This window comes from Petrimonas sp. (assembly GCF_963921705.1).
GTDB lineage: Bacteria > Bacteroidota > Bacteroidia > Bacteroidales > Dysgonomonadaceae > Petrimonas > Petrimonas sulfuriphila.
In genome coordinates, this window is the sequence record NZ_OY997410.1 from 323,804 (window position 1) to 348,791 (window position 24,988).

At 37.1% G+C, this 24,988-nt stretch carries 24 protein-coding genes; 1 reads left to right on the forward strand and 23 read right to left on the reverse strand.

Annotated elements, in window-relative coordinates:
* Nucleotides 1-25: 25 nt before the first annotated feature.
* The 18 genes from glmS to AACM02_RS01445 form a co-directional block, all read right to left on the reverse strand.
* Entirely contained in the window at nucleotides 26-436 is a 411-nt protein-coding gene (gene glmS, locus AACM02_RS01360; protein WP_214063335.1) for a methylaspartate mutase subunit S, read from the reverse strand.
* A 158-nt stretch (nucleotides 437-594) separates the two neighbouring features.
* Nucleotides 595-948 (reverse strand): preprotein translocase subunit SecG, encoded by a 354-nt coding sequence (gene secG, locus AACM02_RS01365; RefSeq protein WP_214063336.1) that lies wholly within the window; start codon nucleotides 946-948, stop codon nucleotides 595-597.
* A gap of 2 nt (nucleotides 949-950) precedes the next feature.
* Nucleotides 951-1,688: a hypothetical protein gene (locus AACM02_RS01370; RefSeq protein ID WP_214063337.1), complete on the reverse strand. Its 738-nt coding sequence runs from the start codon at nucleotides 1,686-1,688 to the stop codon at nucleotides 951-953.
* A gap of 1 nt (nucleotide 1,689) precedes the next feature.
* Nucleotides 1,690-2,193: an LptE family protein gene (locus AACM02_RS01375; protein ID WP_286849333.1), complete on the reverse strand. Its 504-nt coding sequence runs from the start codon at nucleotides 2,191-2,193 to the stop codon at nucleotides 1,690-1,692.
* Nucleotides 2,190-3,455 (reverse strand): sigma-54-dependent Fis family transcriptional regulator, encoded by a 1,266-nt coding sequence (locus AACM02_RS01380; RefSeq protein ID WP_214063344.1) that lies wholly within the window; start codon nucleotides 3,453-3,455, stop codon nucleotides 2,190-2,192. Before AACM02_RS01380 ends, AACM02_RS01375 begins: the two co-directional genes overlap by 4 nt.
* Before the next feature lie 16 nt (nucleotides 3,456-3,471).
* Nucleotides 3,472-4,305 carry a 1-acyl-sn-glycerol-3-phosphate acyltransferase gene (locus tag AACM02_RS01385; RefSeq protein WP_286849336.1) on the reverse strand — a complete coding sequence of 278 codons (834 nt, stop codon included), beginning with the start codon at nucleotides 4,303-4,305 and terminating at the stop codon, nucleotides 3,472-3,474.
* 92 nt (nucleotides 4,306-4,397) lie between these two features.
* Nucleotides 4,398-5,780, reverse strand: coding sequence for a phosphoglucosamine mutase (glmM, locus tag AACM02_RS01390; RefSeq protein WP_339115843.1), 1,383 nt, complete (start codon nucleotides 5,778-5,780; stop codon nucleotides 4,398-4,400).
* A gap of 6 nt (nucleotides 5,781-5,786) precedes the next feature.
* Entirely contained in the window at nucleotides 5,787-6,365 is a 579-nt protein-coding gene (locus AACM02_RS01395) for a DUF4827 family protein (protein ID WP_214063341.1), read from the reverse strand.
* A 504-nt stretch (nucleotides 6,366-6,869) separates the two neighbouring features.
* Nucleotides 6,870-7,349 (reverse strand): helix-turn-helix domain-containing protein, encoded by a 480-nt coding sequence (locus tag AACM02_RS01400; protein WP_321765515.1) that lies wholly within the window; start codon nucleotides 7,347-7,349, stop codon nucleotides 6,870-6,872.
* Nucleotides 7,350-7,582: 233 nt separating this feature from the next.
* The gene (locus tag AACM02_RS01405) at nucleotides 7,583-8,287 is read right to left on the reverse strand and encodes a WecB/TagA/CpsF family glycosyltransferase (RefSeq protein ID WP_339115844.1); all 705 of its coding nucleotides are present in this window, start codon (nucleotides 8,285-8,287) and stop codon (nucleotides 7,583-7,585) included.
* A gap of 10 nt (nucleotides 8,288-8,297) precedes the next feature.
* Nucleotides 8,298-9,476 carry a delta-aminolevulinic acid dehydratase gene (locus AACM02_RS01410; protein WP_339115845.1) on the reverse strand — a complete coding sequence of 393 codons (1,179 nt, stop codon included), beginning with the start codon at nucleotides 9,474-9,476 and terminating at the stop codon, nucleotides 8,298-8,300.
* Nucleotide 9,477: 1 nt separating this feature from the next.
* Entirely contained in the window at nucleotides 9,478-11,637 is a 2,160-nt protein-coding gene (locus tag AACM02_RS01415) for a bi-domain-containing oxidoreductase (RefSeq protein WP_339115846.1), read from the reverse strand.
* Nucleotides 11,638-11,640: 3 nt separating this feature from the next.
* The gene (locus tag AACM02_RS01420) at nucleotides 11,641-12,804 is read right to left on the reverse strand and encodes a glycosyltransferase (RefSeq protein WP_339115847.1); all 1,164 of its coding nucleotides are present in this window, start codon (nucleotides 12,802-12,804) and stop codon (nucleotides 11,641-11,643) included.
* On the reverse strand, nucleotides 12,794-13,918 hold the full coding sequence (locus tag AACM02_RS01425; RefSeq protein ID WP_339115848.1) for a glycosyltransferase family 4 protein: 1,125 nt from the start codon (nucleotides 13,916-13,918) through the stop codon (nucleotides 12,794-12,796). Before AACM02_RS01425 ends, AACM02_RS01420 begins: the two co-directional genes overlap by 11 nt.
* A complete protein-coding gene (locus tag AACM02_RS01430) occupies nucleotides 13,915-15,471 on the reverse strand; it encodes an asparagine synthase-related protein (RefSeq protein WP_339115849.1) in 1,557 nt (518 codons plus the stop codon). The genes AACM02_RS01425 and AACM02_RS01430 overlap by 4 nt, the downstream gene beginning before the upstream one ends.
* A 123-nt stretch (nucleotides 15,472-15,594) precedes the next feature.
* Nucleotides 15,595-16,779, reverse strand: a complete 1,185-nt coding sequence (locus AACM02_RS01435) for an O-antigen ligase family protein (protein ID WP_339115850.1) — start codon at nucleotides 16,777-16,779, stop codon at nucleotides 15,595-15,597.
* Nucleotides 16,776-17,915 carry a hypothetical protein gene (locus AACM02_RS01440; protein WP_339115851.1) on the reverse strand — a complete coding sequence of 380 codons (1,140 nt, stop codon included), beginning with the start codon at nucleotides 17,913-17,915 and terminating at the stop codon, nucleotides 16,776-16,778. The genes AACM02_RS01435 and AACM02_RS01440 overlap by 4 nt, the downstream gene beginning before the upstream one ends.
* A 3-nt stretch (nucleotides 17,916-17,918) precedes the next feature.
* Nucleotides 17,919-19,043 (reverse strand): CapA family protein, encoded by a 1,125-nt coding sequence (locus tag AACM02_RS01445; RefSeq protein ID WP_339115852.1) that lies wholly within the window; start codon nucleotides 19,041-19,043, stop codon nucleotides 17,919-17,921.
* Nucleotides 19,044-19,054: 11 nt separating this feature from the next.
* Between AACM02_RS01445 and AACM02_RS01450 the strand changes: the two genes are divergently transcribed.
* The gene (locus tag AACM02_RS01450) at nucleotides 19,055-19,378 is read left to right on the forward strand and encodes a hypothetical protein (protein WP_339115853.1); all 324 of its coding nucleotides are present in this window, start codon (nucleotides 19,055-19,057) and stop codon (nucleotides 19,376-19,378) included.
* A gap of 330 nt (nucleotides 19,379-19,708) precedes the next feature.
* On the opposite strand, the gene AACM02_RS01455 is transcribed toward AACM02_RS01450, so the two are convergent.
* Genes AACM02_RS01455 through wecB form a run of 5 tightly spaced genes read right to left on the reverse strand, consistent with a single transcriptional unit; the run spans nucleotide 19,709 to nucleotide 24,972 of the window.
* The gene (locus tag AACM02_RS01455) at nucleotides 19,709-20,359 is read right to left on the reverse strand and encodes a hypothetical protein (RefSeq protein WP_339115854.1); all 651 of its coding nucleotides are present in this window, start codon (nucleotides 20,357-20,359) and stop codon (nucleotides 19,709-19,711) included.
* A complete protein-coding gene (locus tag AACM02_RS01460) occupies nucleotides 20,356-21,441 on the reverse strand; it encodes a GNAT family N-acetyltransferase (protein WP_339115855.1) in 1,086 nt (361 codons plus the stop codon). Before AACM02_RS01460 ends, AACM02_RS01455 begins: the two co-directional genes overlap by 4 nt.
* 10 nt (nucleotides 21,442-21,451) lie before the next feature.
* Nucleotides 21,452-22,372, reverse strand: coding sequence for a glycosyltransferase family 2 protein (locus AACM02_RS01465; protein WP_339115856.1), 921 nt, complete (start codon nucleotides 22,370-22,372; stop codon nucleotides 21,452-21,454).
* Nucleotides 22,373-22,387: 15 nt separating this feature from the next.
* Nucleotides 22,388-23,842, reverse strand: a complete 1,455-nt coding sequence (locus AACM02_RS01470) for a lipopolysaccharide biosynthesis protein (RefSeq protein WP_339115857.1) — start codon at nucleotides 23,840-23,842, stop codon at nucleotides 22,388-22,390.
* Nucleotides 23,843-23,871: 29 nt separating this feature from the next.
* The gene (wecB, locus tag AACM02_RS01475) at nucleotides 23,872-24,972 is read right to left on the reverse strand and encodes a non-hydrolyzing UDP-N-acetylglucosamine 2-epimerase (protein WP_339115858.1); all 1,101 of its coding nucleotides are present in this window, start codon (nucleotides 24,970-24,972) and stop codon (nucleotides 23,872-23,874) included.
* Between the last annotated feature and the right edge of the window lie 16 nt (nucleotides 24,973-24,988).

A 24,988-nucleotide genomic window follows, 5' to 3' on the forward strand; every position in this document is an offset into this window, starting at 1 on the left:
GAGGAAATAGTTACGAAACGTCGAATCAGATATTGAGAATTTCTTTTAAATCGGCAATACTCGTTTCCACTGCCGTACCCGGTGGATAAACCCGGGTAAATCCCATAGCCAGGAAACGCTTTTCTACCTCTTCGAAGTTTTGTTTTCCTACCACCAGGTTTCCACCTGCCAAAAGCGGAATCTCTTTGAGCCCGGCTTCGTCGCATTTTTCGCGCAAGCCCTGGCAATCAATTTCGCCATGTCCGTAAAGCGAAGATACCAGAATAGCATCGGCGTTAGTTTCCAGTGCGGCTTCGATGTATTCTTCCTGTGCAACCATAACGCCCAGGTTAACCACTTTGAATCCAGCCTGTTCCAGAGCAAAAGCGAGAATCTTATTGCCTACGGCATGTACATCAGCGCCAATCACTCCGGTTACAATAGTTTTTTCATTCATACAGTATTTTTCATTAATAGTACAATGCAAAATTAATGCTTTAAAACATATCCACAAAGTTTAAATGAAAATAACTTTTTTACTTTTAGAAGGTCCGCATACGAAAAAAGAGAAACCGTGAAGCTTCTCTCTTTCCTGTATTGTTCGAATCGAAACGATTATTCTGTGGGTGGGGTAGCCTGTTGCTGGTCAGGCTGTATGGGCATCACCGGAGTAACGTCGGGCGCTGTGGTCGGATTGAGCGGCGCCGGCTGTTGAACTTCAACCTGAGATTGGGGAACCGTTGATCTTGAAGTGGTAAACTTTGCCGTTAGTATACTTAAAACAAGGATAGTAGCAGCCAAAGTCCAAGTTGCTTTTTCCAGAAAGTCGGTAGTTTTGCGTACACCCATTATTTGGTTCGATGATGAAAAGCCTGCTGCCAGTCCACCGCCTTTGGAGTTTTGCACCAACACGATGAGGATCATCAGGATGGCGGCAATTAAAATAAGGATGGTAATAAAAATATACATGTTTATTCTTTTTTATTTTTCTCGTTGAGTATCAAAAGTTCCAAAAATCGAATTTGGTCGGCAAAGTAAACACTTTTTTTTGGAAAATTCAAACTTAATTGCCGAATAATTGTCAATGCTTGTTCATATTTTTTTTGTTTAATGTAAATTTTCGCAAGCGTTTCCGTTAAAAATCCATCGTTACCCGGCTCTGCATCTACCTCTTGAGTTTCGGTCGGTTCTCTTTCCAACGAAGTGATTGTAATCTCGTTAGCTGCAGCTTTTTCCAAAAAACTATCAATGATGTCTTGATGCTTAAATTCGTTTTGACGGGCTTCTGCAATTTCTCCGTCCGGCTCTTCCTCCAGGCTCTGCAGATAAGTGAAATAATCCGTGGAAACGATGCTTGTTTCAATTTCCGGAATTTCCCGGGGTTCTTCGGAAAAAGTATCCAGGTAAGCGTTCAACAAGGCTTGAGTTCTGTCGACAGGGCTTGATACCGTTTCTTTCGGAAAAAACCGGGCATATTTATCGTTGTTGATAAAATAAAAGAATCGGCTTCTGTCGGCACAGAAAACAGCAGTTTTTGCCAGGTTCTTTTCAAATTCTTCCCGGCGGGTTAAATACCGGTTCTTAGCCAACAGCAAATGGGCAGTTTGAAAATAAGGATACTCTTCAACCAGGTTCTCCAACCCGCTCAGGCTTCTTTCATCCAACTTCCTGTTATCCGTGATATAACTAAAAAAATCCGATTTATCCATCTCACCAGTTTGCCATAGTCGTGTTGAAAATCTGATCTACAATTTCATCGGTAAGCTCTTTAATCAATTGATCCTGTACGTCTGTCAGGTTAACGTTACTGGAGAAGGTGCGGTTGGCAGAGATTGTCTCCTCTTTATCTTGTCCCGGGATTTTATTGTTACGAAAACGCATACGAACATTCATCGTTAAGCGGGTCTCTGCAGCAAACGCATCTTCTTGCACGGCAAGCGGTGTTAGTTCGTAACCCACAATTTCACCTTCTATCTCCATATCGCCGTTCTGATTCACAAACTGCAACCGGGTATTCCGGGTAAACATATCTTTCAATGCTTCGTTGAAGCGCGACTCCAATGGCGGATAAACCAACGGCGCCTGATTCACGAAAGTACCCAGCTGCAAGGTTTTGGTCAGGTTATAATCGATGGAGGCCCCACTGAACTTATAAGAAATGGAACAGGAAGTCAACAGGATAAACAGCACCGCTGTATTTCTTATTTTTCTCATAACTTCTCTAAATTGTACTCCTTAATCTTTCTGTACAACGTACGCTCCGAAATGCCCAGTTCACTGGCGGCCAATTTACGCTTCCCGTCATGCTTCTCCAAGGCCAACGCGATCATCTCCTTTTCAGCATCTTCGAGTGACAAATTGGTAATTTCAACTTCGGTCGCCTCCTGAAAATCGGATCGGTCATGAACCTCCGCCAGATGATTTTTTTTAGGCATCAGCTCTTCATATTTCAACGGCAGCGTCACCGGGGTCTTGTCCTGAGGGGCAGCTGGTGAATGGAAAATGGGATTCTCATCCTGGGGAACCGAAGTTGCCGCATCTTCCAGAATAGTTTTCACCACATTTTTCAAATCGTTGATGTCTTTTTTCATATCGAAAAGGACCTGGTATAAAATCTCCCGTTCCGACGAAAAGATTTTCTGATCCGAATCTCTTGATTGCGAAGCCAACACAGGCAATGCAGCGTCTGCTTTGGGCAGGTATTTCTGCAAAATCTCGCTGGTAATCACGCGTTCGTGTTCAATCACCGATATTTGCTCCGTTACATTCTTCAGTTGCCTGACGTTACCGGGCCAACGAAAATTTGTAAGCATTTCCCGGGCATCCTCGGTCAATGTGATGGATGGCATCATGTATTTCTCGGCGCAATCACTAGCAAATTTCCGGAACAACAACGCGATATCTTCTTTTCTGTCACGCAGCGGAGAGATGCGGATAGGAACCGAATTTAACCGGTAAAACAGATCTTCCCTGAACTTTCCCCTTTCAATGGCCTGGGCAATATTCAGGTTGGTAGCTGCAACTACCCGAACATCACTCTTTTCCACCTGAGAAGAACCTACTTTTATAAACTCTCCGGTTTCCAGCACGCGTAATAAACGGGCCTGCGTGGACAACGGCAACTCCCCTACTTCATCAAGGAAAAGGGTCCCTCCGTTAGCCACTTCAAAATATCCCTTGCGGGTTGCCGTAGCACCCGTAAACGATCCTTTCTCGTGTCCGAAAAGCTCGGAGTCGATCGTTCCTTCGGGGATAGACCCGCAATTAATGGCAAAATAGGGTCCGTGCTTACGGCGACTGTACTGATGAATGATCTGCGGGAAGTTTTCCTTCCCAACACCACTCTCACCCGTAATAAGCACCGACAGGTCGGTAGGTGCAACCTGTAAAGCTATATCGATGGCCCTATCCAATTCGGAAGAAACACCAATAATGCCGAAACGTTGTTTAACTTGTTGTATATTTTGTTTGGCCATGTTCTTACTCACAAATTTACCTCTTTTTTGCTAATGCATAGGTTTTATCGCGTAAAAAATCACCTAACTCATCGGCATCGCTGATCGATCTGATCACGTCGGGCATAACCGGTTCACCAAATGTTAATGTCATTTCTTTCCCTTTCTTGTTATACAGTTCGTGACACAGAACCAGGCTCTGTAACTGCCAGTTGAGAAACCGGGTAGCGTAGAACAGATACCTGTTCCTACAATCGATGTATAGCGGAATCACAGGAACTCTGGCCTTTTGTATGAGCTTTATGACCGACGGCTGCCAGTGACGGTCGTGAATCATAAATCTACCGTTGCGGAACTTTAGCCTGGAGACCGATCCTGCAGGGAAAAACCCCATAGAGTTCCCTTTCCGGATATGGTCGATACACTCTTTTATCCCCGAAAGCGAAATGTGCTTCATTTTGTCTGTATGTTTGTATGGATTCACTTTTATGAAGTTTTCTTCCATCGTATCCACCAGCCCCAAAATAAAGTTAACCATTACCTTAAAGTTTTTCACTCTCGATGCAACGGTTTCAATAAGCGCAATCCCGTCGACATGGCCGTTGGGATGATTGGCCACCACAATGAACGGCTTATCCTTGAAGGGTTCCAAAACCTGATCGTTAACAACGGTACGCTTAAGTCCCAACTTGTCTAGCAAATCGGAGCAGAAAGCCACGCCCGTCAGGTGTTTGGATTTATCGTAGACCTCGCAGGCGTTGTTGAGCCCCGATAATTTCATTCCCCATTTAATGTTCCTATCTCCATTTTTCCCCCGGAAGACCGGGTGAAACTTTCTTATGTCATCATCACTGATCAAGCGTTCTTTCATGCTATACAATCGTCTGTTTTTCAACAAAAAATTACCGCAACTAAAACAGAAGGTGTCTTAATATACGGTAATTGTTGAAATTAACCTTTCTTTTATTTGAGTTCTTTGATAATATCAATAATCTGTTTTCCAACCTCTTCCGCTTCTTCCTGAGTTTTTGCTTCCGAATAAATCCGAATAATAGGTTCTGTGTTCGATTTACGTAAATGCACCCATTTATCGGGAAAATCAATTTTAACACCATCGATATCCGTCACCTGTTCTCCGTTGAAACGCTCTTTCACTTTTTGCAGGATGGCATCGGTGTCGATATCGGGAGTAAGTTCAATTTTTTGTTTCGACATAAAATAACCGGGGTACTCCGCCCTGAGCTCGCTCACCTTTTTTCCTGATTTCGCCAGTTGCGTCAAAAACAAAGCGATGCCTACTAATGCATCACGCCCGTAATGCGAGGCCGGATAAATAACTCCGCCGTTACCTTCGCCGCCAATTACAGCCCCTACTTCTTTCATCTTTGCCACCACATTCACTTCGCCTACTGCAGCAGCAAAATAATCACCGCCCCGTCGTTGGGTAATGTCCCGCAAAGCCCGGGTAGAACTCAGGTTAGAAACTGTATTTCCGGGGGTATGTTGCAATATATAATCTGAAACAGCTACTAACGTATACTCTTCGCCGAACGGCTCTCCGTTTTCGGCGTAAATGACCAACCGGTCTACATCCGGATCAACGGCAAAACCCACATCAGCCCGGGAGCTTTTCATCAGCGACGAAAGCTCCGTCAGGTTTTGCGGCAACGGTTCCGGGTTATGCGAAAAGTTACCGTGAATGGCACAATGCAATTTAAAAACCTCCTTCACTCCCAAGGCATACAACAACTCCGGGACGGCGTTTCCGCCAACAGAGTTGACCGCATCCACAGCCACCCTGAAGCGGGCAGACTTTATGGCATCTAAATCCACCAGGTCCAATTGAAGAATACTCTGAATATGAGCGTGCAGGTATTGTTTGTGACTAACTTTTCCCAATTCATCCACAGAAGCATATTCGAAGCTTTCTGCCTCAGCCATCTCCAGTATTTCTTTGCCTTGGTCGGCATTCAGAAATTCGCCCCGGCTGTTCAGCAATTTAAGAGCATTCCATTGTTTAGGATTGTGACTAGCAGTAATTATAATTCCTCCTGATGCCGATTCTTTCACAACGGCTATTTCTGTGGTGGGCGTTGTTGCCATACCCACATCCACCACATCACAACCCATACCCATCAAGGTTCCGGTAATAAGGCTATGTACCATATTACCCGACATCCGCGCATCTCTGCCAACCACTATTTTCGGCTTCGCATCTCCGGTAATTTTTTTGATAAACAGGGCATAGGCCGATGCAAATTTCACGATATCAACCGGAGTAAGGTTATCACCCACCCGTCCTCCAATTGTGCCTCTGATACCGGATATGGATTTAATAAGTGTCATAATACGTTATAATTGCGATTCGAATCGGTATTGAACGTTATCGTAATAGGTTGTTGAATAGGACTGCTGGTCACTTTGTGAACCCATATTGAAAGGGATAATCATTTTTACTCTTCCGGCGTGCCCCACATAAGTAAGCGGGACAGCCCATCCAGGTGTTGTTCCGGAATACAGGGATCGGTTCATTACCGTTACAGGCCCCCTGTATGTGAGCGATTCAGGAAACGGGCTACGTATCGGATCGAGATTAGAGTATTCGGTGGTGTCGTTCGAAGAGGTGAAGTATCGCAATCCGATAAACCTGACATAAACCTCCTCACCTTCTTTTACTTTGCTGGCAGTATCTCCCGGCTCGATGATATTGAAATAAACTCCTGTAGCCGGATCACGGTAAAACTCGTTGGTTTTGAAGACCAAACTTGTGGGAAATTCATCCAGTACAACCAGTTTATTTTCCAGGATAAATTTTTCGATGGCACGGGTTTCATCCTTCAGGATCTCCGCATACGTTTTTCTTTTGTTGCAAGAAGTACTGACTAGTGCAAGCCCCAGTAAACAGAATATTATGTAATGTGTTTTTTTCATTTTTTGAATTACGAAAAATTAGAAATTGGCTACAAATGTAAGCAATCCCCTTTAAAAAAAATGTTATTTCACACAAAATAAACTATAAACCGTTGATTTTATTTAATCTCTTATGTCCTTAAAAAACTTTTTGGGAGAAAATGTTAATCAATAATTCGATGATAAAGTAACATATACTTAAAAAAATGATCCCAGACGATTACCGGATAAATCGTACTGGGATCAAAAAACAGCAACGATACGGCCTCTACGTATAGGGTCCCGTATCTTTGCTTAACCATGGTAAAGATTAGGTCCTGTCTTTCATCTCCACTGTCTAAACATTAAAGATGAATTCTCTGAGAAGAGGGTTTCTTGCAAACATTCTTATGGTCTTTGCTTGGCCGTCCCCAGAAAGATCTTTTCAACATTCATTACCATGAGGATGCCTTTGTGCAGGTTTATTTTCTCCACCAAATCCGAACTGGAATGTTTGAAGTGGGTGTTTGTTGTAAAAAACAGAAATCAGGTATCCTCTGTTGATCTGCTTTTATGGGGTGGAATACCGTTCCGCTTGCTGAAAAAATTCACCAAATGCGAGAGGCTTTTAAAACCGTACATTTCGGCTATTTCCGTAATGGTCAACTCCGTATTTTTAACCAAGAAGTCTATCTCCTCCATTTTCCGGTCCAACATCCATTGATACGGTGTTTGTCCGAAATATTTCTTGAAATGGCGCGTAAAAGTTTTGGTGCAACCGTAACCGCAAAGTTTCGCCAGTTCATTCATAGTCTTCACATATATATAGTTTCTCAATACGTTCTTTTCAAATACTTTCGATTTTGCAGTGTGTGATATCAGTTTCACCAACACAATTTCATTACCGGGAGACGGCTTCACTTTGCTTGACAATCCGTCTGAGAATGTAAACGTGCATGATGCTACATCCGTAAGATATTTGCTTGCGTTCTTTTCTTTGTTATTTTTTGATTGGGTGCCCTCCATACAGTTCTTTGTTTAAAAGGATTTTAATTACACGAGGCTCATTATCGGTAACCATTTAAAAGGAAACAGCTTAACCCATGGAACATGAACGCATTACTCCAACTCATATAAGGAATCCTGGAACTGGAATGTGCCCTTACCTGATAAAAGGAATATCCATCCTTGTCCTGCATGTTTTTCAATGTTTAACCCATCACTTTCCAGCCAAGTGTTGTTAGTTGACAGAACGTTTACTATAATCTTCTGGTTACCAACCAATACGCATACCTGATCAAATGGATCTGACGTCCTATGCGCTTCGGTTGCTTTATGAGCCGGTAAGCAAATTCCAGGTTGTGGTCGAGCCACCAGCGGGGTGCCCGTTCTACATGTCCGGTATAAACATCGAGACTACCTCCCAAACCCTGATAAATGGCTAGATGTTGTTTTTGCATCTCTTCCATCAAAAGTTCCTGTTTGGGAGATCCCATCGCAACAAATACCACATCCGGCTTTTTTACCATAATATCCTCTATCAGGATCACTTTTTCCTCTTCCGTCTTAATATACCCGTTCCGGAACCCTTTAATCTGAATCGCTGGAAAGTCCTTCTTCAGTTTTGTAACCGTTTCTTCGATTATTTGCTGTGTAGTCCCCACTAAGTAGAACGATTTTTCATGATAAAACCGTTGTACGATTTTCAGCCATAATTCACACCCAGGTATTTTACAAGCATCCTTGTATCCTTTTTGCTGTAAGACTAATTGGACACCTGCTCCGTCGCAATAACCGATATTCCGGTTAATGATTGCCCTTGTCTCGTCCGTCGCATGAAGGATCTTTTCGGCATTAATAGCCACGAGGATACCCTTATACAAGTTTACATAATCCAGTAACTCCCCTTCGGAATTGAAAGGATGCAACTCAACTCCGTTTAATGATACTTTTTTGTGTGTCACGATGAAGAAATCAACTATTTAGATAGTATGACATTGCATTGAACATAAACGCATTGCTCCAACGCATATAAGAAATTCTGGAACTGAAGTGCGGTTTTATCTGATAATAGAAATATCCTTTCTTGTCCTGCATATTTTTTAATGTCCAACCCATTACCTTTTCAGCCAGTTGTTGCCAATCGCCAAACTTATCCAGTCTCGATAATACAACGAACAGTTGTCCAGGACAATGGATATCAATCGGGTAAATTCGATCATGATAATATTTTGGAGTACCACCAGCCAGAAAAAAATTGCGTATATAAAAATCGAATCCTTTGATGATATTTTTCTGAAAGGAGTAATCCCCGGTTAAATTCTGAAAAGTTTGCAAAGCCTCTAAATTATATCCGGTATGAAAACTGTCTATCCATGATTGTACGGGCAACATGCCATAAATCCACGAACCATCTTTATTTTGGGCTTCACAACATGCTTCTACCGATGCCCGGGCCAACCGTTTATATTCTTCGTTTTTTGTATAATGATAACAGACACTCAATATTTTACTTCCCAATAAAGAAGCATTGAAGACGGTATTGTTTCCGGATAACGGGCTATAAGAAAAAAGGAAACCGTTACCACACTCGGTTCTATGCAGATCATTGATCACAAAATCCGCTGCGGATAAAGCTTCGCTCAGATAGGTTTTATTGCGGGTAATTTCGTAAGCTTCACACAAAGCAGCCACGGCAAAGGAAGTGGCGACCACAGTCGGGGTATTTTTAGGAAACAGGAATATACGCCGGGCCTGCCAATCGAAATTATAACCCCAACAAGCTCCGCTATATCCTTTATTTTGAAGGGACAGCAAAAGATTGGCCAGATAGTGTATTTTTTCCAAACATTCTTCTCCGGATATCCCACTGTTCACACCTTTTTGGAGAGCATGATACAGGTTACAATAGCCGTTAAGGAACAAGGCGATACCTTTGGCGTTATGTTCTTTTGGAACCAGAGCAATCCGCCGTAAATTTATCGGACTCCGTTTAAATCCCTGAATAACAACTAGACGACAAAGAGCTGAACGCTTAAAAAACGGTAACCTCTGAAACACCTTCGAATTCAGCCCATCGTATGGATCCCAACCGGCAAAATTCTCGGTTTCACTGTAATTCTTTAACCTGATAAAAGACTCAACAATCGTCATTTTATAATTTTATAACTTGTCCTGTTTTGATTGATTCTAATACAGCAAAAGTCGCTTTAGTTACGCTTACAATCTCTTCAAACGGAATTAGCGGCGTACCGGTTTGGATACTGTTCAAAAACTGCTCTACCATAGTTTTTTGTCCTTTATCGAGATTGAGTAATTTTCTCTTTCGTTTAGATTTTCCGAACAAGGATAACTCTTTAAAATTATTGATCACACCCGAAGAACCGTTATGAAATACCTCGATGTATTCTTTAGGCATCGACCTGGGACCGTTGGCATAATAAGCGATCACACCGGTTGAGCCGTTCTCAAAAGCGATATTGATATTTACTGTGTCGTTGCGACCACCTGAATCAGGTAAGGCAGAGGCAAAGACAGATACAGGAAGACTACCATTCAACCATGTCAGATAGTCGATAAAATGGCAAGCTTCACCGATAATACGCCCTCCTCCTATTTCCATATCCTGAACCCAGGTATCCCCCGGAATATGTCCGGCATTTATCCGGTAAAGAATACTCATAGTGCCACTGCCTATTTGCTTTTTCAGTTCGGTTGAAAGCGAACTAAAACGACGGTTAAAACCGACCATTAGTTGTGTCCGTAGAAATTGTGCAGAATTTGTTTCCACTCTTGTGTAAGCGGTGATAATTTGTTCTAGTTCTTCTGCTATCAGGCAAAGCGGCTTTTCTACGAAAATATGTTTACCGAATTCAAGACCTTTTAAAACATACTCTGCATGAGAATCGTGGCGGGTTGCAATAAATAGAGTATTAATATCTTTATTTTCAAGAATATCTTTCTCGTTCGATGTACAAAACTCAAATTGAAACCGTTCAGCGACCCTTTTTGATGTGGTACCAGAATTGGTTAACACACCTCTACAAACAACATCACTATTACTTTTCGGAATATTGGGAAGCAGATTCCCTTGTGCATAACTTCCTGCGCCAATAAAACCTATATTTATTTTTGAAGAAGGTCTGGATCCGCTGATCATGATCTTGTTTTGTAACCGGATCTGCTTTTCCTTATTGTATTTTAGCACAATGCCCATATAAGGTTCCGTTTTGTTGACAATCATGTCATAAGCCTTTGGCGCATCCTCCAAATCGAATTCGTGGGTAGTAAGGTAATCAATATTTATACGGTTGTCTACCAACAATTGCTGAAACGCTTCCATATTACGTTTTTCCGTCCAGCGAACATAAGCAGCGGGATAATCTATCCCTTTCTCCTCATAGTTTAAATCATAACGGCCGGGACCGTATGAACAGGACATTTTAAGTTCCAGTTCTTTTTTATACCAGTAAGGATCACGCTCGAAACCGGTTGGAACTGCACCCAATATAATGACTTTCCCTTTTTTACGGGCAATGGCACCGGCAAAATTCACCGGATCAATGCTATTTGTCGCCGCAGCAATTATAACCGCATCCACCCCCAGTTCACCGGTATACTCTTCAATTCGTTTTTCAATACCCGGTGTATTACGCTGCAAAGCTAATGCAGCAAAATGATCCTTTGCAAGAAGTACGGGAGATTGATGAATATCAATCCCAATCACATTCACACCAGATGCATTCAGAATCAAACCCGTAAGTTGCCCCAACAACCCTAACCCAATTACTGCACAGGTCTCTCCGAGTCGCAAATCAGCCTGACGGATAGATTGCATAGCAATAGCTCCCAGCGTATTATAAGCAGCATATTTTAAATTAGCCTGAGAAGATAATCGAACGCATAAATTAACAGGTATAGCTACTATCTCTGCATGACTGGCATAACCTACACCAGCACAAGCCACATAGTCGCCAATACTAAATTGACTAACACCATCACCAACGGCAATCACTTCACCTGCCGAAGAGTATCCCATCGGCGAATATGCTTCAAGTTTTTTTGTTACAGCCCTATAAGTTTGAACTGGACCCTGTTCAATGAGAACATCTAACACCTGTTTTACCTGTTGCGGTCTTTCTTTTGCTTTTCCAATCAAACCTTTCCTTGCAGTATTAGCGGTGCTTCCTTCCGTACCTGCACTTATAAGTGAATAATGGTTCTTCACCAATACCATCCCTTTTCCTAACACAGGAGCCGGAACTTCCTGTACAAGCATTTCACCATCAGAGAGTTTTTGAGTTAGTTGCAGCATTATTTATCCTATAGTTTTTAAGATTTCTTTATGGAGTTCATTTCTAGAGTATTGTTTTCTTATTCTTTGTAAACTATGTCTCTTAATAATAATTTCGTCTATCGTAATATTATCGATAAGATGAGAAAAAGATTTAGAATTATAATTACACGACCACCCGATATTATTTTCCAAAACAAATCTAGAACTATCATTATCACCTAAAACAATGATTGGTAAATAAGCTGCAATATAATCAAATATTTTATTTGGAATAGACGAAGTTATCATTGGTAGTATCCCTATATCCATAGTTTTCAAATAGTCAATAATACCGCATCGATCCACTTTTCCAACAATATTAATATTCGTTAAATTATTCTCTTCAATGTAAGTAAAAACCTCGTTGTACCTTTCCCCGGTACCATCCTCTCCAATAATTGTTAAAAACACGTCTTCCTTATACTTAATAGTCTCAATTACAGGCATGATATCTATCTGATATTGTAATTGTGCAATACATACCAAATGAAGACCTTTATTTTCTATGTTCTCCTTGAAATCGATATTTTGCCATCTTTCATTTTCCCAACCAAGTGGAATAAAGACAGAAGGGGTTTTAGAAGAATATCGATGCAGCCATGTTAGAAAAGAGGGAGCTACATGAAACGAATTTGTATAATGCTTAAGAGAAGGATATAAAAAAATATTACAGTAACTAGTGAATATTTGCTTCTTTATTTTATTGCTAATTTTTAAAGCATCAGGCCAAATATCCTGAATATCTATAATTATTTTCGTATTTTTTATTCTTTTCAATAATGAAACAAAATAAATTAGTTCAACAGGTCTTGATGGAATAAGAATAATATCAAATTTGTTAACTCTACATATCAATTTGAAGAACAAAGCTAATGAAAATAAGAAGTTTGAAACAACACGTTTAGATGAAATATTATTTTTATACCCAAGCGCACTGATTATATTTAAATTATACTTACATTTGGATTTAGCTTCAGAAATCTCATCATCTGTAAAGAATCTCTTCTCAGCATGATAATAGTTAGATGTATAATATATTATTTCAAAACCTTGAGTTACCAGAAAATCGGCAATATTTGGAAATCTATTACCTCTTTTTGTTAATATAGACTCAGTCGGCCCTATTAGATATATTTTATTTTGCATACGTGAGTTGAGAATAAATATTATTAAAATCAAATATTATTTTTCTTATATCGAACTCATTAGAATACAAAGTTGCATTTTCAATTCTGGAATTCAATACTTCCTTATTAGATTGGCAATATAATAATGCATTCACAATATCAGCATTTGATTTTTTTTGAATCAAAACACCATTTTTTCCATTTTTGATTATATCATTTAAAGCTCCGACATTTGTAGTTATACAAAACAAACCAGAAGCAAGCGCCTCAAGGACACTATTAGGACAACCTTCCGTATAAGATGGTAACAAGTAAATATCGTGTAGAGCATATATTTCATATTTTTCTTGTCCGGTTATCCTACCCTTAAAAGAAACCTGATCGTCATAGATCTGATTTTGCGACAATTTTTCTTGCAAAGATTGAATATAGCCAACTCTACTTTCGTGTCCAACAAATGTAAAACGGAAGTACTTTAATTTATTTTCATCTTTTAATTGTATGATAGCATCTACAATTTCTTCAATCCCTTTCAAATTTTGAATTCTACCTAAGAATAAGATATTTAATCTTTTATCTGTCCCTTTTTCTTTAATTACTATTTCGCTTTTATCTATAGCTGTTGTCGTAATTATTATTGGAAGAGTTGGTTCTCCGAGTTTTAATAAATCACTTTTGAATGACGAAGCGAGCACAATTTGCTGTGTCCCTTTCTGATAAAGCCAGTTAAACATTTTTTTCAAGAATTCATTCGAGTGTAATTTGCTGAAAACCTGAAGTTTCCATCCTCTGTAAAAAACAATCACTTTTTTTCCAAATAATTTGGCCGTAAACAGCAATAATCCGTCTCGAATTAAAGGAACAGGAATTAAAGATGGATTCAGCTGAATTATCTTGATCTGAGTATCAAGGAGAAGTGTAATAACAAACCGAAAATAGTCGAAAAAATAATATACCGGATATAATATCTTTTTTAAAAACGGACGGTAAAATAGAAATGCACGTGAACCTATTGTGAAATGTTTTAATTCAAAGTCGTTTGACGCGAAATATTTAAAATATAAATTGTAATAATTCACAATACCACCCTCGTGATTGAGCGGGTTAGAAACTATTAAAACTTTATTTTTCATTGTAACTGCTTTGGTGGATATTTTACAATCATTGATTTTTTGAGTCTATTTAGTATATATATTCGATATTTAGAGCGCACATATTTTAATTTTTCATTAAGTATCAATGAATTGCTAACTAAATGGATTACAGTAGATTTCAAATTATTTGTATGCAACTCTTTTTTTATTACTCCTTCTTTGTTTGAATCTTGAACTTCGAAATGAATATTTACTCCTCTTTCCTCAAGTTGATCTATGTAATACCTAAAACCAGCCAACCATAGCCAAATGTCATTTAATCTCCCAACCCGTTCTGTACTATTTGAGACCCATATATTCATTTTTTCTATACTTTTGGGATTAAAAAGCTGTTTAGCCGCGAACCATTCGGGATCAACTAATTTTTTCACATCGTTATATAAAACACTTTGAGACCATTTAGTATAATCATGATAATGACTTTTAAGCCCCTTATCTGCATAATTGCCTATTATAGGTTTATTTGTCCTTGCCCATGGAATACGTGCCAGTATTGGAAAATAATTTCTCAATAGAGTGAAGTACATGTTATCGTCTCTACGAGAAGGATGTAAACTCCACATAAATGAATAAACTTCAGGGGAAGTAAACATCTGATAAACTCTTGCATATTTATTAATTATTGATAACGCATGGCATAGACCATTTCTCATTCGATAACCTTGCATCCAATATTCACACTGCATATAGTTTAGAGTGCCTTCCCCCCCTCTTGAGTATATTTCATTTAAATCAGTTGACAATTCTAGGTATGCAGATTGAAAAACAGACTCATTTAATAGATTATATGTATTCGAAGGCACCTTTTTTGACAACATAAGTAAATGCAATCCTGCAAATTCAGCTCTACCAATAGAATCTCCAAAACTTCCGGCTATAACAACACTATCCTTTGGAATATTCTTAAACCACAACATACTATGAAGCATTTCAGGAGAATGAAGCAGACCAAGATACTCTCCACATTTTTTTATATTTTCTAAAACCGTTTCAGCAGTCAAAGGAATATGTTGCCATTCTAAATCCAGAGAATTGGCCATTTTACTTGCATATACAACATCTCTAGAATTATCCTGTCCCCAAGTAAGGCAGATCGGTTTTTCTTTTATCTCTCCATTATCATATAAGTTTTTAAAAATACCTGCAACAATTCGACTGTCTAATCCTCCTGTAAGCAATATATAAATTTTTGAGTAAAGCTTTGCCACCGAACGAGCTTCATTGGTCAATCTTTCAAATAGCATTTTAGCTAGCAAATCATTCTCTCCTATATAATAATCGTGTTTAGGAATATCCTCCAAAACTATCTCTCCAGCATCATTAATTTTTGAAAGCCAAGGTAAACGTTTGACTTCCTGAAATAATGTCCTATTGTGAGATATTTGTCCAAAAGACAACATGGAAGTTATAGAAGTATTGTCAATTGTTAGTTTTTTGCTTTGACTTATAACCTCTTCGTAAGATGTAGACCAGTCTCCATTCTCTGAATGGTAAAGAGGTGATTGATATAAATGTTTTGAAGTTTCAAGCATAAGTATGATTGTTTATTTCTACGGTGTAAATGGCAATATGAAATAGATGGGATAATCATTAATTCTAAGTTTGTGCTTATTACGTTTAAATTTCTGATAAGATATTGTATTGAGAATTTCATTTTATCCAATAGTTTTCATTTTTGCACCTAAATGATTTTTATACGCAGAAAAAAATGCAAGTCCAATTCCTAAAAAAATAGCATTAGGAGTATTTAAAATAAAGGAATATACTGTAGTCAGAAAAAAAATCATATAAAACATAAGAAGTGACGGAAACAAATTGCTCCTTGCTCTAAAGTAAAAAGCTATAAAAGATAACATTTTATAGTGCATAACAATCATAAAAAAGAGACCTAATACACCAAAATCATATAAATATTGGAGCCAATCGCTATGTGCAGCGACTCCCACACTATCTTGGTGTCCAGCAAGTACTATAGCTGTTAATTTCTGAACAGAATTAATTCCATAACCAAAAAATTGATGTATAAGGTCACTATTCGCATAACTAGTTATAATAGTTTCATAAAGATTATCTCTACCCGACCCACTTTTATCTTCAAATCTATTCGATACAATCTCCCAGTTAGGTATTAATACAATTAAAGACACCCCAGCGATTAGAATTCCACCAAGGAAAATTTTCATTTTGCTTATAAAATCGCGGGAAATAAATAACAAGGCTAACATATATCCTAAAAAAGAAAGCAAAAGTGCAAGCATTACACCTCTTTTAATTGTTATCAGGATAGCAACAATTGAAATTAATATTATTAATTTCACAATTATCTCTTTCCTGAATACTAGCAATAATGGCAAAATCCATAAAAGTAAATATCCACTTGCATTGGCATAATTTTCTTCATCCAACCCGCTAATATACCTAATAGTAAAAATTGCAGCTATTGATGCAGAGAGAATCAACATTATTTTAAATTTGGGAACAGATATCAGTTCATTCTGAAAAAGAAAATAAAAAACTATTGAAGCAAAAATCCAATAAGCTACTCGTATAGAGAAATAGAGATTTAGAAGAATATTATCTGAAAAGAGAGAATAAATGACAAATAAAAGTAAAATATAGAGAAGAACATTTTTAAAATAAAAACCTCTAATAGAATTTGTAGAGAAGATGTAAATATATAGGGCAATTGATAAACCTTTTAAATACAATCCCAACGGAATACTCAAGATTTCAAAATCATGTAACCAATCTGCCATTATAGTTACAGGTATCATAAATACCACTATATCTAGCAAATTATTACCTATATAAATTTGATGATTATTTTGCTTTGCACTCATTGCGATATTGCATCTCCTAATTGCACACTATTATAAAATAAAATATCTGGCCACTTCTCTTTTATTACTCTTAATAAAGTGTCAAGCTGTTTTAAACTATTACTCCTGATATTCTCATTAATTGATCCAGTATAATTAATTCTGTGAGTTGAAATAATTGCAGGTGTATTTAATTTAAAAGATCTCTCAACTTGTCTTAAAGTTTTCTGCCAATAATTATTATTTTTGGATTTTGACGGTTCGAAAGTACAATTTCTGACTAAGTATATTAAATTCGTATTTGTCGATTTTTCTCCTAAATATCGAGGAATATATTGGATATGCGATTCTTTATGATGTTCTTGCAAAAATCCACCTTGTATATACTTCACACCGTTCTGCTTCCATATTTTTTCAGTTTCATCAGTCCAACCGCAGTTAGGAGCTATTGTAGATTTAGATGGAAAACCAAATAAGCTTTCAAATAATTGAAAGGCTTCTGTTACTAGTATTGTTTGATGAACATCATTCTTGCGTAATATCTTTTCATCGGAATATAATGGGCTATAATAACTCGTCCCAGTTTTAGATACTTTTTGGGGTACACCACACATTCCCAACTGAAATGTTTGTACGGCTTCGGGAATACCATTTTTCAAATCGCTTAGCCACGTCCAATATTTTACATGTTCACGTGCATGCACTTGTGGATAGAACAAGTTGTTATTATAGCCATTTTTCCAAAGTTCAATTATTCTGTTACTTTTTTTAAATGTTGATGCTGTTTCTTGAACTGTTTCATAATAGTATTCCTGAAAATCAGATCTTTTAATTTTATCAAAATCAGGATTGGCCAATATTACGTTAGCAGTAAAACAAGCTGGATTCCCTTCTGAATCAACATGTGCACTTAATATTTCATACAAATATTCCAAGTCTTCATTCGTTTCTAAAGAATCATAGGAGTATACGGAATTCTCCATATTATACCCATTAGAAACCAGATAGTCAAATGCTACCTCGGAGGAAGTTCGAATAGACCCCCAATCATCGCTTTCAATTACAACTATTTTTTGCTTGGATTTCCAAGCATATGCATAAAGCAGCATTCTTGCTCTAAAAGATAATATATTTTTTTTACTAATATCAACCATCATAACTCATTTATTATATCTCCATAAAGTAGAAAGCCCCTCTCTATGGGTTTCACATTCGACCACATTCCTAACTATCATTTCGGATTTCTTGAAATAAAACCAGTCAGTAAAATGAATTTTTTTATTAAGAAAGCGAAGCCATCTATTATGTCCACGCAATCTACTACTATAAAGATATTTTTCCTTTTCACATAACTCTCTCCACGTTTGTTCTATAAACTCCACATTCGTGATTTCTTGAGAACGTTCAATTATAGTATTCAAGAACAATGTTTCTTGTTCAACCTTCATTCGCCTTACACCTAAAAAACCTTTAGATTGAAAATAGGGTATAAAAGTAGCTCTCATAGAATTTTTATTAAACTCTAATGAAATTAAAAAACCTTCAAACCAAGATATATTTTTTTCACCTAGTGGTTCAAACAAAAAGTTACCTTGACCATATACAATCAGTTTATCCTGATAATATTCAAAAGTACCTGCACAATGAGAATGTTGACAAACCACGACATCAGCTCCTTCTTCGATTAAGAATCTACAAGTTTTCTGTAAATTGGGGGTAGGGAAATGAAAATACTCTTTACCCGCATGTACAAGAACTATTAAATGGTCAATATTATTCCTATTATTACGAATTGTTCTCACAATATTAATCAAATCTATTGGATTTGCACCATATGAATTGATCCCAGCAATACTGAATTCTTGCTCCGCAATTCCTAAAAATCCTATTCTTTTCCCTTTGATCGATTTGATTAAAATGCGTCCTGCATCATATAAATTTTTGCCTCCACCGAACCATTCAATTCCTTGTTGAGTTAAGATGTTTATAGTACTTCTCATCCCTTTTTCTCCATGATCAAGTATATGGTTATTAGCTAAATTTACAGCATTAATCCCCGCTTCTTTAATTCCATTAATACAAAAAACAGGAGCACCAAGCACAGGTCCATCCTTTTCAATTGGAGAATCTTCTTTGATTAATGGACATTCTAGGTTGACAACAGTAAAATCGGCCAACTGAATAACAGGAAGCAAATCATTAAATATCATCCTCTTATTTCCATTAACAAATGCAGGTTCTATTGATCCCATTGGACATATATCCCCACCAATAATAATTTTCATAATCTAAGTAAATGTTCATAATTAGTGTGTATAAAATATTTAGTCGTTCTTTGTGTTCTATTATAGTAGATACGATCAATGGGAAATATAAAAAACTGGAATTAACGGAAACCAACGTGGGCAACTCAAGAACGGCTTCCGCAATGGTACGAGCCACTGTTTCCGTATGCGTTGCCGTGCAGTTCTTCTCAAGATCGATGGACTGTCTTCCACAAAAGCAGGGAAGCAGATTGGATATGAGCCTAGTCTCCGTGAACGCATGGGTAAACGCTTCCTTTCGGAAGGAATTACAAGCCTGCAAATCCACCCTGGCTGTGGTCGCAAACCTATCATGAACTGCCTAGACCAGGAAGCCGTGCGTGCAGCCATCGAACAGGACAGTCATACTGGACAATGCTAGCGTCTACCGCAATCATAAAATACGGGAGTTGCGACCTATTTGGGAGAAAAGAGGTCTTTTCCTTTTCTATCTGCCCCGTATTCCCCGCACCTGAATATTGCGGAAACACTCTGGAGAATATTGAAGGGGAAATGGATCAGGCCACAGAGCTATGTGAATACAGACGCTCTTTTCTACATTACCAACAGGACGTTGGAAACGGTGGGAAAAAGACTGTTCATTAACTACTCTCATATTATCGCTTAATTTTGATTACTTACAATATTTAATTGTAAAAACCTGTAACTAAATGATCTGCTAATTTCCCTGCCTTCAATATTTTTAATTTCATTTTTGTCCACTTGCTGAACCATGTGATGTGTTTCACATATAAGATTTCCTCAAATCCAAATATTTTCAAATTACGTAAGGCATATCTGTTATCAGGAATCACAAAAGCAACAGGTAAATACTCTATTGGAATATTATTTATCCGAGCTTTATTTAAATATTTACCATAAGATTTTCCTCTGAACGGTGCTTCCACATATAGATTTTTCAAAACGCATGTAAAACTGGGTATATTGTAATAATAAGTGCCACATTTGTATTTTCCACTCATCTGCACAAAAGCCGAAGCGACCAACAGTTCATTTTCCAGGATATAGTATCCTTTGGAATGATTTTTAAGAATACTCTGTATACTTTCTTTCTTTTGAAGATTGATGATATTGCTATCAAATAAACTTTGAACAGAATCACTAGTCAACTCTCTCACTCTACTATCAAAGTCTTTTGGCTGATGATTTTGGATAGCAAGAACAATATTCTCCTTTTTTTTGAATATAGGCCTCAAAATTGCATATAAAATGCGTATCAAGCCTTTATAAATGCCATATTGCTTAAATATATTTAAAATATAATCTACACTTTTCATTTTCGAACTTTATAAAGCATTTTTTTTAGAAGAGGCTTAAGTTTAAGTTGGATAAATATATATATTAGTGATACAAGGCTTGTTTTTTTCCTAATGTAAATAGAATAATTAGAGTCTCTAATTAAATTATTAAACCAGTCTCTTTTATAAGCATAATCACCTACACCATTGTTAATAGCTCTGATCCTAAACTTTATCGCATATTCAATACTCATCAAAGAAATAAGATTTCCTAAAGAAAATTTAGAATATTCCGGATTATATACAAGTTTCCAACTTACGAAGATATCATTATGTAAGAATCCCAAACGATAAGCTACTGGAACATCATCCAAAGTTAAAATAAAGCCTAATGCTTTCTTTTTATCTAAACATTTACCGTAGGATTCTTTTCTATACTCGAACACTAAATCATTCTTCTTCGACATTGTTCCCCAACGTTTAATGTAAATATTTTTCATTGCTGATTCATATCTATTATAATCGTTGAATGTCTGAATCGTTTTAAGTTCTATATTTCCTAATTCTTTAAACCGTTTTAATCTTCTCTTATATTCATTTCGTTGTTTTTTAGGTATAGCATTCAAAAATTGATCAATATCTTTGTAGATGGTATTTGTATAAACTAAGTCGGAAGATTTGATAAATACCGCATTTGAAGCTTTACATAGTTGGGCAAACAATGTTGTTGTTGAATTAATTTGATTTAGTCGAACTAAATTCCAATTCTTAAAAGTATAGCAATAATCTAAAATTCTTCTGTAACACAATGATGAATAGTCATTTACTGAAATAAAATCAAAAAAATCACCAAAATGCTTAGGAATAGTTTCCAATAATCTTATTCCAAAAATATTTCTAATACAAAAAGGTGCAATTGCGATAATGCCATCGTTATTAACAACGGTTATTATATGAAGTTTATTATCAATCCCCTTTCGTTTCCACCATGGCTCTATCCACTCATAATACATTTGAGGAAATGCATTTGACCCGATTTCTAATTTTATCCATGCCTCTTTTAAATTATCGTCATTGAATGAATTAAATATTCTTATTGAAAAATTATCATCATTTATCATTTTAAAAAAATCAGTTTTCAGCAATAATTCTTAATGTGATTGGAAATTTTAAGAGTATCTTAATTAAAAGGTTATACCTAAGTGAGAGATAAAATCCCATCTCTTCTTTTATTCTCATTATTGAATTATAATCACCTCGTGATATACACGATTTTAACATTCTTGTAATCCAATTCTTTAAACGTGGTTCTGCTCTTTTCAAATAATCATCACCTAATGATTTTGCAAGGTTCTCGTATTCCAAATATCTTTTAATAGAGTTCTCTACATCAAAACTCTTATTCTTTGATAAAGAGTTTCGTCTTTTATACACAATTGCACCTATCACACCCATATAACCAATTGAGGGATAGTGTAACCCAATCCGGAACCACATGTCACGATCTTGCCCATTCTTTTTGTTGATATCAAACAATCGTACTTTACAAAACACTTCTTTTTTAATAATCATTGTTGGTGTAGAGAAAAAACCCAATGGGGGAATTGCTGAGAGATAATCTTCAAAGTACGGTTTATTCTTGAACCTTTTTTTGAACTTAATATTATAATCAAGGAGCTTTTTCCCAGTTTCTTGGTCTATATGTCTTACTGGAGCACCATACCACATTAAATCCTTCTTTTTTGCAATCGTCTGTACAAAGTTCTCCAAATGCGTTTCAATCCATTCATCGTCTGAATCTAAAAAAGCTATCCAATCTCCTTGTGCTTCTATAATTCCAAGATTCCTTGCACTACTTGCTCCTCCATTTTCTTTAAATAAATAGGTTACTTTGTTACCGTATGCTTGAATAAGATTTGTCGTATTGTCAGTAGATCCATCATCTATAACAAGTATCTCAAATGGTTTATATGTTTGATTCAACACACTGTCAATACTGCGTTGAATATACTTTTCTACATTATAAGCCGGTATTATAGCGGTTATTTTCATAACTATCATTTGTTTTTAGTTCTTTCTTCTGATAAATTCTCCTACTAAAATTTCTTTAATATAATAATATCCTTTTATTTTAAATAATTCAGACAATGTAATTGTTAAACTGATAGAAATTATTAAACCTAATAGTAAATAATACAAATTATCCACGACAGAAAACTGAACATAACCCCAAACACCTATCCCCACGACCACAGCTAAAAAGATATTGGGCAAAACATCTTTTAATAACTCTAGGATGCTATATGCAATATATTTTCCTGAAAAATAACTATTCACAAAAAACTCAACCCAGGTTAAAATTATTATTCCGACTAGTAATTCTTTAATTCCTAATATAACTCCTATCACAATAATAGGAATTGAAAAAAGTCTTTTAAAAATTTCCAGTTTGAGAATTATGGAAGGTTGATTTACTATCTTAAGGATAGTTAGATTATAATCGCATAGAGGATATAATAATCCTATAATACTCAACAGCTGAAGATACTCGATTGAAGGTCTCCATTTCTCTCCAACTAATATAATTACAACTGGTTCAGCCAGTGCTGCCAGTATAATCATACATATGGATGTAATATAGACTAAAGATATCAGTATTTTCCTATAAACATGTTTTAATCTAACAGTATCTTCTTGAAGTTCACTTAATGCAGGATAACTTACCCTATTGACAATTTTATTAATTTTAGTCGAAGGAAGATTGGAAAATTGTTCGGCACGCGTATAATACCCCAATTGAGCAGCCGAAAAGTATTTACCAATAATTGCATAATAGATATTATTAAATATCGTATATATCAAGCCTCTTAACATTAGTTTATATCCAAAACCAAATAATTCATCAAAAGCCCTTTTTGAGAAAATTAATGATGGCCTCCATTTGCTATACAACCATAATAAGACAGAATTTATTCCATTTTCAATTAAAGTCTTAACGATTAAACTCCATACACCCCAGTTATAATATGCCATTATTATAGCCACAACACCAGCAGTAACAGAAGCAACAACAGAAATTCTTGTTTGTAATTTAAATGCTAATCTTTTCGTGAGTTGTGTTCTTTGGACAATAGTTAATGCTGTAATAAGAATACTAAATCCTAGTATTTTAATTAAAGGAATTAATTGAGGTTCATTGAAAAAATGAGCAATCGAAGAAGCAGATGCAAACAATACAATATACAAGATTCCACCGGATATTATATTAAAAAGGAATACCGTCGAATAGTCATCCTGCGTACAATCCTGTTTTCGGATTAAAGCTTGTCCAAATCCGCTACTTACAAACCATTGTGAGATAGAAATGAATATAGTTATCATTCCTACTAATCCAAAATCGCTCGGGTCCAGTATTCTTGCCAGAACGATGCCTACAACAAATCCTATTCCCTGAACTGCGAAACTGTCTATAAAACTCCAGAAAAGACCTGAAACAGTTCTACTCCTTAAATTCTTACTCAATTTATGACTAAATAAATCTTACGTATAAATTACACTATTTCTATTCTCAGCTCTGATATCACTTGTATAATTCGTTCCGCCGTTTTACCATCCCATCGATCAGGAACATCACCTTCCTTCCAATTGCCGGAAAAAAGTTTATCTAACGTAGGTTTTATGGCCTTTGGATTAGTGCCGATCAATTCATTGGTACCGATAGTACAAGTCTCTGGCCGCTCAGTATTATCCCGTAGTGTAATACAGGGAATACCCATCACGGTAGTCTCTTCCGTAATTCCGCCAGAGTCGGTAATAACGGCTTTTGCATATTTTACCAAATAGTTAAATTCCAGATAACCCATCGGGTCGACAATATGAAGGTTATCGGCTTTGATATTCAACTCGGAAAATATCTTCACCGTCCGCGGATGAATAGGAAAAATAACCGGAAGGCCTTGCACATTGTCGACAATTTCCGCCATGAGGGCCTTTAGCTTCTCGGCTTCATCCACATTGGCGGGGCGGTGCAGGGTGAGTACGATGTATTCCTTTTCTTTCAACGAAAGAGCGTCAAATAGTGTCGGTTTCACCAACCGGTGCATATTGGCAAGCAAGGTATCTATCATCACATTGCCTACAAAAAATATCTGTTTGTCTTCCGCTCCCGCCTTTTTCAGGTTCTGACCGGCAAGTTCGGTGGTGGTAAAATAATAATCGGCTAAGCAGTCGGTAACCATCCGGTTGATCTCTTCCGGCATAGTCAGATCCCATGAGCGGATACCCGCTTCGATATGAGCGACCTTTGTATTTAATTTCTTTGCTACAATGGAACACGCCATGGTGGAAGTCACATCACCCACCACGATTACCAGATCGGCAGGATGTTCAGTCAACTCTTTCTCAAACGCGATCATGATGCCGGCCGTTTGTTCCGCCTGGGTTCCGCCCCCTACACCCAGGTTTACATCCGGTTTGGGAATATTCAGTTCCTTAAAGAAAGTCTCGCTCATGTTCTTGTCGTAGTGCTGCCCCGTATGGATAAGACGGTATTCCATCCGTTTCCCGTTTCCGTTAAACTTTTCAATGGCTTGGATGACAGGAGCGATTTTCATAAAGTTAGGCCTTGCCCCCGCTATAATAGTTAGCCTCATAGTTCTTTTTTCTGAA

Excerpts from the sequence above, each read along its gene's own strand:
- AACM02_RS01380 (WP_214063344.1), bottom strand. The coding sequence starts at position 3,455 with ATGGCCAAACAAAATATACAACAAGTTAAACAACGTTTCGGCATTATT.
- AACM02_RS01445 (WP_339115852.1), bottom strand. The coding sequence starts at position 19,043 with ATGAAAATTATTATTGGTGGGGATATATGTCCAATGGGATCAATAGAA.
- AACM02_RS01425 (WP_339115848.1), bottom strand. The coding sequence starts at position 13,918 with ATGAAAAATAAAGTTTTAATAGTTTCTAACCCGCTCAATCACGAGGGT.
- AACM02_RS01415 (WP_339115846.1), bottom strand. The coding sequence starts at position 11,637 with ATGCTGCAACTAACTCAAAAACTCTCTGATGGTGAAATGCTTGTACAG.
- AACM02_RS01450 (WP_339115853.1), top strand. The coding sequence starts at position 19,055 with ATGTTCATAATTAGTGTGTATAAAATATTTAGTCGTTCTTTGTGTTCT.
- AACM02_RS01430 (WP_339115849.1), bottom strand. The coding sequence starts at position 15,471 with ATGCTTGAAACTTCAAAACATTTATATCAATCACCTCTTTACCATTCA.
- AACM02_RS01465 (WP_339115856.1), bottom strand. The coding sequence starts at position 22,372 with ATGAAAATAACCGCTATAATACCGGCTTATAATGTAGAAAAGTATATT.
- AACM02_RS01410 (WP_339115845.1), bottom strand. The coding sequence starts at position 9,476 with ATGACGATTGTTGAGTCTTTTATCAGGTTAAAGAATTACAGTGAAACC.
- glmM (WP_339115843.1), bottom strand. The coding sequence starts at position 5,780 with ATGACACTTATTAAATCCATATCCGGTATCAGAGGCACAATTGGAGGA.
- glmS (WP_214063335.1), bottom strand. The coding sequence starts at position 436 with ATGAATGAAAAAACTATTGTAACCGGAGTGATTGGCGCTGATGTACAT.
- AACM02_RS01455 (WP_339115854.1), bottom strand. The coding sequence starts at position 20,359 with ATGAAAAGTGTAGATTATATTTTAAATATATTTAAGCAATATGGCATT.
- AACM02_RS01395 (WP_214063341.1), bottom strand. The coding sequence starts at position 6,365 with ATGAAAAAAACACATTACATAATATTCTGTTTACTGGGGCTTGCACTA.
- AACM02_RS01370 (WP_214063337.1), bottom strand. The coding sequence starts at position 1,688 with ATGGATAAATCGGATTTTTTTAGTTATATCACGGATAACAGGAAGTTG.
- AACM02_RS01375 (WP_286849333.1), bottom strand. The coding sequence starts at position 2,193 with ATGAGAAAAATAAGAAATACAGCGGTGCTGTTTATCCTGTTGACTTCC.
- AACM02_RS01400 (WP_321765515.1), bottom strand. The coding sequence starts at position 7,349 with ATGGAGGGCACCCAATCAAAAAATAACAAAGAAAAGAACGCAAGCAAA.
- AACM02_RS01435 (WP_339115850.1), bottom strand. The coding sequence starts at position 16,779 with ATGAGTGCAAAGCAAAATAATCATCAAATTTATATAGGTAATAATTTG.
- AACM02_RS01385 (WP_286849336.1), bottom strand. The coding sequence starts at position 4,305 with ATGAAAGAACGCTTGATCAGTGATGATGACATAAGAAAGTTTCACCCG.
- AACM02_RS01460 (WP_339115855.1), bottom strand. The coding sequence starts at position 21,441 with ATGATAAATGATGATAATTTTTCAATAAGAATATTTAATTCATTCAAT.
- AACM02_RS01420 (WP_339115847.1), bottom strand. The coding sequence starts at position 12,804 with ATGCAAAATAAAATATATCTAATAGGGCCGACTGAGTCTATATTAACA.
- AACM02_RS01440 (WP_339115851.1), bottom strand. The coding sequence starts at position 17,915 with ATGATGGTTGATATTAGTAAAAAAAATATATTATCTTTTAGAGCAAGA.
- wecB (WP_339115858.1), bottom strand. The coding sequence starts at position 24,972 with ATGAGGCTAACTATTATAGCGGGGGCAAGGCCTAACTTTATGAAAATC.
- secG (WP_214063336.1), bottom strand. The coding sequence starts at position 948 with ATGTATATTTTTATTACCATCCTTATTTTAATTGCCGCCATCCTGATG.